The organism is Kitasatospora griseola (genome assembly GCF_014648555.1).
Classification (GTDB): Bacteria; Actinomycetota; Actinomycetes; order Streptomycetales; family Streptomycetaceae; genus Kitasatospora; species Kitasatospora griseola.
In genome coordinates, this window is sequence record NZ_BMRI01000002.1 from 184,790 (window position 1) to 194,861 (window position 10,072).

The following is a 10,072-nucleotide window of genomic DNA, read 5'->3' on the forward strand; positions in this document are numbered from 1 at the left end:
TCCGGCCCTCCGCGCGGACACCACCGCCGGCTACCTCTACGTCTCCCGCGACGCGCCGTACCGCTTCCTGCGCTGGGAGCCGCCGAGCGCGTGGAAGTTCCACCTGCCCACGGACGGCAAGCTCTCCCGGGCCCAGGAGGCCAACTCCCCGCTGTGGGACACCACGTCCATGGACCTCGCGCTGGTGGCGCCGGGCGAGACCGGGTCGATGTACGACGCCCTGGAGAAGTCCGTCAAGGACCTCACCACGGCGACCTACGGGACCTTGGACTTCGACCAGGTGACCGACAAGAGCTCGGTGAACTGCGACGCCACCGGGTGCCACGTCAAGGAGAGCGTCACCGCGAAGATCCTCCCGGACGACGCCACCATCCGCAGGCTCTCGCACGTCAACGTGCTGCTGACGGTCGGTTCGCTCACCATCGACGGCCGCGCCGCAGGCAGCTGCTCCAGCGGCCCGCAGCCGCTGCCGGTCACCGGCGACACCATCAGCGGCGTCCTCACCTGCGACGACCCGTCCGGTGCCGCCGTGTACCAGCAGGTCAGCGCGGAGTCCCAGAACCGGGCGAACGCCGCGGGGAGCAGCTCGTACTGGGACCGCGCCGAGGACATCGAGATCACCTCCGTGGTCCTCACCGCCGCCGAGGTCGACCAGCTGCTCGCCACCGTCCGCCAGGAACGCTCGGCGGCCCGATGACCACCCCTCACGAAGGAGCGCCCATGGCCACCGGATCCGGTGACCGGTACGACGTCCGGATCGGCGGCGACGCGCACGGCCCCGTCGTCGTCGGCCGCGACAACCGCGTCGAGTCGAACCCCGCGCCGGCCGCGGCCGCCGAGGCCGAGTCGCCCACTCAGCACAACACCGCCAGTGGCCACGCCAGCCTCTACACCGTCATGAAGGGCGACCTCCACATCCACCACTCCGCGAGCGACCCGGCCGACCCGGCCGACTGACCGGCCCGGCCCGGCCCGGCGGGGGTGCTAGAAATCCCTGGTGGACGATCACCCCGAGCCCCCCACCCGGCGCTTCTTCGTGGCGCTGGCCCCGCCCGACGACGCCAAGGACGAGCTGGCCCGCGCCCTGCAGCCCGCCTACGCCGCGTACCCGCTGCTGCGGTGGAACCGGATCGCCGACTGGCACATCACCCTGGCCTTCCTCGGCGAACTCCCCTCCACCGCCGCCCCGGTGCTGCGCTCGGCGCTGCCCGGCGCGGCGGCCTCGCACCCCGCCCTGCGGCTGGCCCTGCGCGGCGGCGGCCACTTCGACGAGCGGCTGCTGTGGAGCGGCATCGACGGCGACCTCGAAGGACTGCACCGACTCGCCACCGACGTACGGGAGTTGCTCCGCTCCTGCGGCCTCGACTTCCCCGACCGCCCGCTGCGCCCGCACCTGACCCTGGCCCGCTCCCGCCGCGACGACCCCGCCAGTGTGCCCCTGGCCGCCGCCGGCCTCGCCGACTTCGCGGGCCGCCCCTGGTGGACCGAACGCCTCCACCTGGTCGCCAGCAACACCGGCCGCGGCCCCGGCCCGATCCGCTACCGCGACCTCGACTCCTGGCCGCTCGACGCCCCCGCCCCGGCCGGGAACGGCGACGCACCCGCCGGCTCGTAGGCCCCCTTCCGGGGCGCGTACGGGTCGGCGGGCGCCCGCCGGGGGATTCGACGGGTCAGTCCTGGGCCGGCGCCGGGGTGAGGGCCGGCGGCCAGTCGGCGAGGATGTCGTCGGTCTGCGGCGCGTACAGGCGCAGCGTGACGGAGAAGTCGCCCGAGGTCGGGATGGGCAGCCAGTTGGCCGTCGCCGTCCCGGGGTCGGCGGGCTCCTCGGCCTGGACGTACAGGGTGGTCGCGCCGGTCCCGGGGTCGGCCACCGGAGGGGCGAAGTGGCCGATGGCGTAGATGTTCTCGGAGTTCTCGACCAAGAAGCTGGACGCGTCGTACGCCGTCAGCGACCAGAAGGCGTCCACCGGCGGCAGCTGGCCGGCGGGGAAGGTGAGGGTGTAGGCGATCGGCGCCCCGTCGGCGTCGGTGGAGGTGTTGAAGGTGCTCGGGTAGAGGGCGTCCTGCGGCAGGTTGGCGCCGAGGCCGAACATGGCGATGTTGGCGCGCTGCAGGTAGTCGGTGCCGTAGGCGCCGATGTCGGTCTTCGCGAACTTCCACCCGTTGATGTACGGGGCCCCCTGGTACGTGCTGACGGCGTCCAGGCCCGCGTCCTTGGCCGCGTCGAGGGTGGCGGCGTCCGGGAGCCGGCTCTCGTCGTGCGGGTGCACGCCGAAGTCGGCGAGCAGCGCGGAGGTCGCGTCGTCCGGCGGGTCCAGCGGCGTGCGCTCCAGCAGCGCGGACAGCTCGTCGAAGAACTCGGTGCCGCTGAGCTGGGTGATCAGCTCGGACGGCGGGGTGGTGGGCACGTTCGGGTCGTAGTGGCCGTTCGGGGGCGTCCAGGCACCGCTGTCGGTCCAGGCACTCAGCGGCATCAGCCGCATCTGGTCCTGGTAGTCGACGACGGTCTGCACCTCGTCGGTGCTGAGGTTGTGCAGCTCGGTGCGGCCGATCAGCCAGACGGTGTCGGTCGGGAACGCGATCTGCTTGATGCCCTCGGGGATCTCCCCCGCCCAGCCGGGCCCGGTCAGCGCGTAGGTGTAGATCTCGATGCCCTGCGCGCTGTCGGTGACGGGGGCGACGAGCGGGGTGAGGCTGCTCGGCGACTCCTCACTGGTGTTCGACCAGGCGTCCATCAGCTGCATCAGCCAGTACCGGTCGTCCATCACCGGCACCGCCAGCACCATCGGCTCGACCGCCAGATCGATCCACGCCTGCGTGTAGAGCGTGTCCACGTTGGGCCGGACCACGTCCTTCATCTCCGGCGTGGGCGGCGAGGTGTACTGGCAGAACTGATTGACCGGCGCCTGGGTCGCGTTCACTGTCTCGGTGTTGGTCTGGAGCCGCCGTGTCAGCTCCATCATGAGAAGCGCGTAGCCGAAGACGTAGAGATCCGTCGCTCCGGCCAGCGGGTCCTGCTGGGGGTCGGTCGATGCAGCCATGCCCGTCGTCCTTTCCACTCCGGTGTTCGACCAGCGACGCTAACGGCCGCTCCCGGACCGCCACAGCGCCGGAACAGGCCGATGTGAAGGCCCGCCACAATCGGAACTCCTGATTCCGATCCACCTTGTAAGTCACACCAGCCACAGACCTCGGCAGGCGCCGACGCCCACAGAACCGCTTCCACTCGGTGCCGACTACCCGCCTTCCAGCGACAAGTTCCCAGGCCACAGCGTCGGGCAACCCGAGTCGCACTCCTCGTCGCCGACCGGATCCCCGGCCAGGGAGCCCGGCCGGGGCGAGGGCTCGGACCCGGGAATCGGAATGGCGCGATCCGGTCACAGTCGGGCACGCCACGCGCCAGGCCGACCGCGCCCGGTCGCGATTGATCATCAACGCTGAACTGACGATTCATCACATCAGTGGTAAACAGCGCGAATTGACGTCGGAGCGAGTGCTTTCGGACACCCGCTCTCGCGAGGCGGATCCACGTCGTCGACCGGCGATGCTCGACACCCTCGACACGACGCTCTCCGCTTCAGCCCGCCCACACCGGGACGAGCACCACCTCACCGACGGCCCGCAGCATCCGATGCCGGGTGCGGCGGGCCGCGTGCCGCACCACGGACGGACCGGCCGGCAAGGGGCTACAGGAATGTGAGCAGCCTGTAGCCCCTTGCTCCCTGGCCGAGGTGGGCGGGTCGGTGACCAGGTACTACTGGTCGGCGGAGTGCTCGCGATGCCACGCGAAGAACTTGGCACGCGGCCCGAAATCGCTCACGATTCGCCCTTGCAGGGACTTCGCCGCGTCCCAGAGGTCGGGAGTGTCAGTGGCGCGGGGTCGGTGCTGGACGACTCCGTGGTCGTCCACGACGACGTGCCCGTGCTCGAACAGTTCGTCGCAGCCCAGCAAGCAGGCCGGCATGATGTTGGCCATCAGCCTGCGCTCCGCGTGGTTGGCCTCGCTGCGGCGCTTGATGTGGGCCGCACGGATGAGCCTGGCCGGCAGTGTGCGCCCGCACAGGGCACACGTCGCGACGGTCGCGCCGTTCAACATAGCCCGACGCAGCTTTGCCTGCTCTCGGCGGACCAGCACCTGGGCGACCGCACTCTCCATCCCGGAGTGCTCGATGCTGTCCGGGCCGCCCGGCGCGGGTGCGTCCGCAGGGGTGGTGGCGAACTGCGCGACACCGGTGAATCCGGCGGCAAGAAGAGCAGCACCCTGCTTGTTCGCCGACAGTCGGAGAGCTTCCATCGCATCAGCGCCGAGCGCGGTGCCGGGCACCTCGCTCTCCTCGTCGAGGACATCCAGCCCGATCCGCTCGGGGTAGACATCGTCGGGCCACACGCCCTCTTCGCTGGTGAAGTACGGACGGGTGACCTGGGTGACAACGACCCTCTTGAGCTGGGCGTGGCTCCATTGACCGGCCTCGACCCGGCAGTTCGGCCCCTTGTAGGCCAGGACGAGAAAGTCGCCGACGGCGAGACTCTTGACGGCGTCTCGAGCACCCGCGCGATCCAGGGTGGGGGTGCGCCAGCCCCAGAAGCCCTGCTCGAGGCCGATCTCAAGGTTCCTGCGAGACGGTGCAGGAACGTAGACGTACGCAGTGTTGGGCATGAAGCCTCCGCCACTCGGCCTCCCCGGAAGGGGAGGGTTCAGTGAACTCCCGACAGCAGCCTGGCCCATGCTTCCGCCAGGGGCGGTGGGCGAGGAGTGTCTGAGCGTGCCTCGAACTCGAGGTCGGACGATCATACGATCTGAACTAACCGAGGTGGTAGGGGTTTTTCACCCCGCGTCCATCGATGGCCCTCACGCCGCCTGACTGCACGTCACGGCTCTCCTTCACTCACCAGGCCCACGTAATGCGTGCGCGCGCCGTCGCGTGCGCCGGCACCACCCCTCGTGGATGCGGAGGGGGGCTTCAGGTGGGGGAAGTCGGAGGATGTCCGGCCTTGTCGGGCAGCGGGGGTGACGGATCGTCAGGTGTACGGCCGATCCTCGCCTTTCGTTCCACGAACGTTCAGGGACGAGGACCTGACCGCGTTGCGTCAAGTGCCTAGGGTCTCCAACGGTTTCGGAGGAAGGTACTCATGGACACACTCCTCGCGGTCCGGGCCCGCGGGATCACCAAGCGGTTCGGGGACGTCGTCGCGCTCGACGGCGTCGACCTGGCGGTGACACAGGGGCGGATCCACGGTCTGGTGGGGCCGAACGGGGCGGGCAAGACGACGCTGCTCGGGCTGCTGCTGGGGCTGGCGGTCGCGGACGGCGGCAGTCTGGAGATCCTGCGGACGCCGGTCGGGCGGGCGTTGGCCGCGCCGGACGGGGTGGCCGGGTTCGTGGACGGTCCGGGGCTGTACCCGGCGCTGACGGCCCGGCAGAACCTGGCCGCGTTGGCCGCGCTGCGGGGGCGGGCCGCGGGGGTCGAGGAGGCGCTCGACCAGGTCGGGCTCACCGATGTCGCCGACGACCGGGCAGGCGGGTTCTCGCTCGGCATGCGCCAGCGGCTCGGGCTGGCCGCGGCGTTGCTCACCCGGCCGCGGCTGCTGGTGCTCGACGAGCCGTCCAACGGGCTGGACCCGGCCGGCAAGCGGCATGTGCACGGGGTGCTGCGGCAGTTGGCGGCGGACGGCACCGCCGTGGTGCTCTCCAGCCACCGGATGGACGACCTGGAGGCGCTCTGCTCCGAGGTCACCGTGCTGGCCACCGGGCGGGTGGTGTTCTCCGGCCCGCTGGACGAGCTGGCCGCCGAGAACGGCGCACTCGACTACCGGCTGCTCACCTCCGACCCGGCGGCGGCCCGCCGGGTGGCGGCCGGCACTGCCGGGGTCCGGGTCACCGACGACGGCGGCGAGCGGCTCGTGGTGCGCGCGCCCGTGCCCGCGCTGGACGCGCTGATGGTGCGGCTGGTGCAGGCCGGCGTCGCGGTGCGCGAACTCGCGCCCGTGGTGTCGCCGTTGGAGGCCGCGTTCCTCGCCCTCACCGACCAGCAGCAGGTGGAGGCCCGATGACCACGACGACCCTCGCACCCGCGGCCCCTCGCGTCCCCGTCACCCGCGCCTACCGCTTCGAGCTGGTCAAGCTGGTCGCGCAGTGGCGGATCCGCCTGCTGCTGCTCGCTTGCTGGCTGGCCCCCGCGGTGTTCGTCGCCGGGGTGAGCCGGCAGGGCACGCTCCCCACCGACACCCTGTTCGGCCGCTGGATGCACGCCACGGGGTGGGCCGGTCCGCTGGTGACACTCGGCTTCGCGGGCAGCTGGGCGCTGCCGCTGCTGACCTCGATGGTCACCGGCGACGTGTTCGCCGCCGAGGACCGGCTCGGCACCTGGCGGCACCTGCTGGTGGCGGTCCGCTCGCCCCGCCGGATCTTCGCCGCGAAGGCGCTGGCCGCCCTCACCGTGCTGCTGGTGCTGGTGACGGGCCTGGCGGTGTCAGGTGCGGTCGGCGGCCTGCTGGCGGTCGGCAACCAGCCCCTGGTGGGTCTGGACGGCCACCTGCTGTCGCCGGGCGACGCCGCGCTGAAGGTCCTGCTGGCCTGGCTGTGCGCGCTGGCCCCGACCCTGGCGCTGGCCGGCATCGGCCTGCTCGGTTCGGTCGCTCTGGGCCGCTCCCCGATGGGGCTGCTGCTGCCCGCGCTGGTCGCCCTGGCGATGCAGCTGGCCCAGCTGATGCAGCTGCCCGTCGCCGTGCGGCTCGCCCTGCCCGGCTACGCGTTCCTCTCCTGGAACGGCCTGTTCACCGGGCCGGTGCAGGCCGGCCCGCTGCTGATCGGCGTGTCGGTCGCCCTGGTGTGGGCGGTCGCCGCGACGGCGCTGGCCCGGTTCCTGTTCCTGCGGCGGGACTTCACCGGCCCGGCGCACGACGGCTCCGGGCGCCGCGCGCTCGTCCTCGGCGCCCTGCTGCCGACCGCCCTGCTGGCCGTCACGGTCGGCGTCCTCACCCCGACGGCCGGGGCCGCCGGGTCCGGGATCGGGCAGGACAAGGTGCAGCGCTCGGTCGCCACGGCTTTCGCCCACCTGTACCGGCTGCAGACCGCCGAGCTGAACCGTCCCGCCGTCACCGAGGCGCAGCTGCAGGTCACGACGGCGTGCGACAAGGGCAGCGACCGGGTCGAGCCGGAAGGGCCGGGCAACGACTGGCGCTGCGTCGTGTCCTGGCGCCTGCCCGGCGTCGAGGCCACCGGGACGGCCGTCTACCAGCTCGACATCGCCCCCGACGGGCGGTTCGTCGCCGACGGCGACGGGCCGAAGGAAGTGAACGGCTACTTCCTGGTGCGCACCTCCACCGGCGACGCGCCGAACCCGCTCTGGCAGTTCGACGGCAACGTCGAGCTGCTTCCGGCACCTTCGAAGGGATAGCAACGATGCAGGTCACACGTCGCCGTACCGGGGACACCCCGGTCCCGGCCGGTCGCAGCACCCGCCGCCGGACGCTGGTCACCGCTGCCGCCACCGCGGTGGTCGTCGCGGCCGGCGCCGGCGTCGGCTGGGCCAAGTCGGACGCCTTCGGCACCGACCGGGTCGGCCAGGTCTACGACCGGGGCGAACTGGTCTCCAGCAACCAGTACATAGCTCCGTACGGCGAGCGGCTGGTGATCAAGAACGGCAAGATCATGTCGTCCGCGGTGAGCCCGGACGGCACCCACCTCGCGGCCGCGGTCGCCGACGGCGGCGCGGCGCTGGCGATCGTGGACGTGCGGAACTGGCAGGTGCAGCAGCTGGTCTCCAACGCCGCGACCTCCGTCCCGAGGATCAGCACCAACAGCGTCGGCCAGGAAGGCCCGACGTACTCGCCCGACGGCAAGCAGCTGTGGCTGGGCCAGCCGGACGGGTACACCCGGTTCGACGTGAACCCGGACGGCAGCGTCGCCAACCCGAAGGTCGTCAAGATCGCCAAGGCCGGCTCGCAGCAGGCCCTGGTGGCCGGACTGGTGTTCTCCGCCGACGGCGCGACCGCGTACGCGGCGGTCAACGGCCAGAACCGGGTGGTGGCGATCGACACCGCGGCCGGCGCCGTCAAGCAGAGCTGGACGGTGGGCATCGCCCCGCGCGGCCTGGTCCAGGTCGGCGGCAAGCTGTACGTCAGCAACGAGGGCGGCCGCCCGGCGAAGCCCGGCGAGTCCACCCTCAACTCGTACGGCACCCCGGTGCCCGCCGATCCGGACACCGCCGCCACCACCACCGGCACGGTCAGCGTGATCGACCTGGCCGACCCGTCCGCGGCGCCGGGCAGCATCGACGTCGGCCTGCACCCGACCGCCGTGTACGCCAAGAACGGCGCGGTGTTCGTCACCAACACCGCCACCAACAGCGTCTCGGTGATCGACAGCAAGCGGGACAAGGTCGTCCAGACCATCGCCACCCAGCCCTGGTCCGAAGCCTCGATCGGCTACGAGCCCAACGCGGTGACCCTCACCGACGACGGCCGGCTGCTGGTCACCCTGGGCCGCGCCAACGCGATCGCCGTCTACCGGTACGCGGGCCCGCAGGAGCCGGCGAGCTACGTCGGCCTGCTGCCGACGGACTACTTCCCCGCCGAGATCTCCTCGTCCGGCAACCAGGTCCTGGTCTCCAACACCCGCGGCATCGACGCCCGCCGGGTGGACGGCGCGCACGGCACCCACGACACCACCTCCAGCGTGGTGCGGTTCACCCTGCCGAGCGACAAGGTGATCCGGGAGCAGACCGGCAAGGTCTTCGCGCAGAACAACTGGACCAACAACGCGGCCAAGCTCGCCACCGGCAACAAGGCGCACGCCGTACCCGTCCCGAACAGGATCGGCGACCCGTCGACGATCAAGCACGTGTTCCTGATCGTCAAGGAGAACCGGACCTACGACCAGGTCTACGGCGACCTGCCGCAGGGCAACGGCGACGCGTCGCTCGCCCAGTTCGGCCGCAACGTGACGCCCAACCAGCACGCGCTGGCCGAGCAGTTCGGGCTGTACGACAACACGTACGACATCGGCACCAACTCCGCCGAGGGCCACAACTGGCTGATGCAGGCGGACAACCCGGAGTACACCGAGTCCTCGGCCGGCGAGTACATCCGCAGCTACGACACCGAGAACGACGCCCTCGGCCACCAGGTCAGCGGCACCCTGTGGAGCGGCGCCCAGGCGTCCGGCAGGACCGTGCGGGACTTCGGCGAGTTCCACCAGTTCCTCACCAAGCCGGCCGGCGCGACCTGGCAGAACCTGTACTGCGACGCCAGGACCATGCAGGCCACCGGCAGCGGCTCCGCCTACAAGCTGACGTCCTCCTCCCCGATCCCGTCGCTGAACGACGTCTCGGTGCCGGCCTTCCCGATGTTCGACACCAGCGTGCCGGACATCTACCGGGCGCAGATCTGGAAGCAGGACTTCGAGCAGAACGGCCCCGCGAACCTGAACATGCTCTGGCTCTCCAGCGACCACACCGGCGGCCCGGCCAACGCGGCCGCCCAGGTCGCCGACAACGACCTCGCGGTCGGCCGGATCGTCGACGAGATCACCCACAGCCCGTACTGGAAGAACTCGGCCATCTTCGTCGTCGAGGACGACTCCCAGGCCGGCCTGGACCACGTCGACGGCCACCGGGCCCCGATCCAGATCATCAGCCCTTACGCCCGGCACGGCGTCGTCGACAGCCAGTACTACTCGCAGATCAACATGATCCGCACCATCGAGCAGATCCTCGGCATCAAGCCCATGAACCAGAAGGACACCGCGGCCACCCCGATGACCTCGGCGTTCACCGGCACCCCCGACTACACCCCGTTCTCGGCCCTGCCGAACCGCACCTCCCTCACCAACGGCCTGGCCACCGCGCCCTCCTGCGGCCTCGACGTCCCGGCCCCGCAGTCCCCGACCGCCGCCCGCGCCGCGACCGGGATCGTCCCGGCCGAGCGGACCGACCTGGTCCGGAAGTGGTCCGACTGGAAGCAGCAGCAGCACCTCACCGGCACCGACGCCGCCCCCGACCGCGCCAACCCCGCCCAGATGAACCACCTCACCTGGTACGAGGCCCACGACTGGAACACCCCCTACCCCGGC

The 10,072-nt window shown here is 71.4% G+C and carries 8 protein-coding genes; 6 read left to right on the top strand and 2 right to left on the bottom strand.

Annotation, left to right across the window (positions count from 1 at the left end):
* From IEZ12_RS03340 to thpR, 3 genes are all read left to right on the top strand, one after another.
* Positions 1-697, top strand: a 697-nt coding sequence (locus tag IEZ12_RS03340; RefSeq protein WP_189270709.1) for a hypothetical protein, incomplete at its 5' end; no start/stop codon positions are given.
* A 23-nt stretch (positions 698-720) separates the two neighbouring features.
* Positions 721-957, top strand: coding sequence for a hypothetical protein (locus IEZ12_RS03345; RefSeq protein WP_189270711.1), 237 nt, complete (start codon positions 721-723; stop codon positions 955-957).
* A 40-nt stretch (positions 958-997) separates the two neighbouring features.
* A complete protein-coding gene (gene thpR / locus IEZ12_RS03350; protein WP_189270713.1) occupies positions 998-1,615 on the top strand; it encodes an RNA 2',3'-cyclic phosphodiesterase in 618 nt (205 codons plus the stop codon).
* A gap of 55 nt (positions 1,616-1,670) precedes the next feature.
* Here thpR and IEZ12_RS03355 read toward each other — a convergent pair whose 3' ends face one another.
* Together IEZ12_RS03355 and IEZ12_RS03360 are read right to left on the bottom strand one after the other, a co-directional pair.
* A complete protein-coding gene (locus IEZ12_RS03355) occupies positions 1,671-3,041 on the bottom strand; it encodes a DUF1254 domain-containing protein (protein ID WP_189270715.1) in 1,371 nt (456 codons plus the stop codon).
* Positions 3,042-3,754: 713 nt separating this feature from the next.
* Entirely contained in the window at positions 3,755-4,657 is a 903-nt protein-coding gene (locus IEZ12_RS03360; RefSeq protein ID WP_189270718.1) for a hypothetical protein, read from the bottom strand.
* Between the two features lie 473 nt (positions 4,658-5,130).
* Here IEZ12_RS03360 and IEZ12_RS03365 point away from each other — a divergent pair, with 473 nt between their 5' ends.
* The 3 genes from IEZ12_RS03365 to IEZ12_RS03375 form a co-directional block, all read left to right on the top strand.
* A complete protein-coding gene (locus tag IEZ12_RS03365; protein WP_189270720.1) occupies positions 5,131-6,051 on the top strand; it encodes an ABC transporter ATP-binding protein in 921 nt (306 codons plus the stop codon).
* Entirely contained in the window at positions 6,048-7,397 is a 1,350-nt protein-coding gene (locus tag IEZ12_RS03370) for an ABC transporter permease (protein WP_189270722.1), read from the top strand. The genes IEZ12_RS03365 and IEZ12_RS03370 overlap by 4 nt, the downstream gene beginning before the upstream one ends.
* 5 nt (positions 7,398-7,402) lie before the next feature.
* On the top strand, positions 7,403-10,072 hold a 2,670-nt coding region (locus IEZ12_RS03375; protein ID WP_229847193.1), incomplete at its 3' end, for a bifunctional YncE family protein/alkaline phosphatase family protein.

Excerpts from the sequence above, each read along its gene's own strand:
- IEZ12_RS03365 (WP_189270720.1), top strand. The coding sequence starts at position 5,131 with ATGGACACACTCCTCGCGGTCCGGGCCCGCGGGATCACCAAGCGGTTC.
- IEZ12_RS03360 (WP_189270718.1), bottom strand. The coding sequence starts at position 4,657 with ATGCCCAACACTGCGTACGTCTACGTTCCTGCACCGTCTCGCAGGAAC.
- IEZ12_RS03370 (WP_189270722.1), top strand. The coding sequence starts at position 6,048 with ATGACCACGACGACCCTCGCACCCGCGGCCCCTCGCGTCCCCGTCACC.
- IEZ12_RS03345 (WP_189270711.1), top strand. The coding sequence starts at position 721 with ATGGCCACCGGATCCGGTGACCGGTACGACGTCCGGATCGGCGGCGAC.
- IEZ12_RS03355 (WP_189270715.1), bottom strand. The coding sequence starts at position 3,041 with ATGGCTGCATCGACCGACCCCCAGCAGGACCCGCTGGCCGGAGCGACG.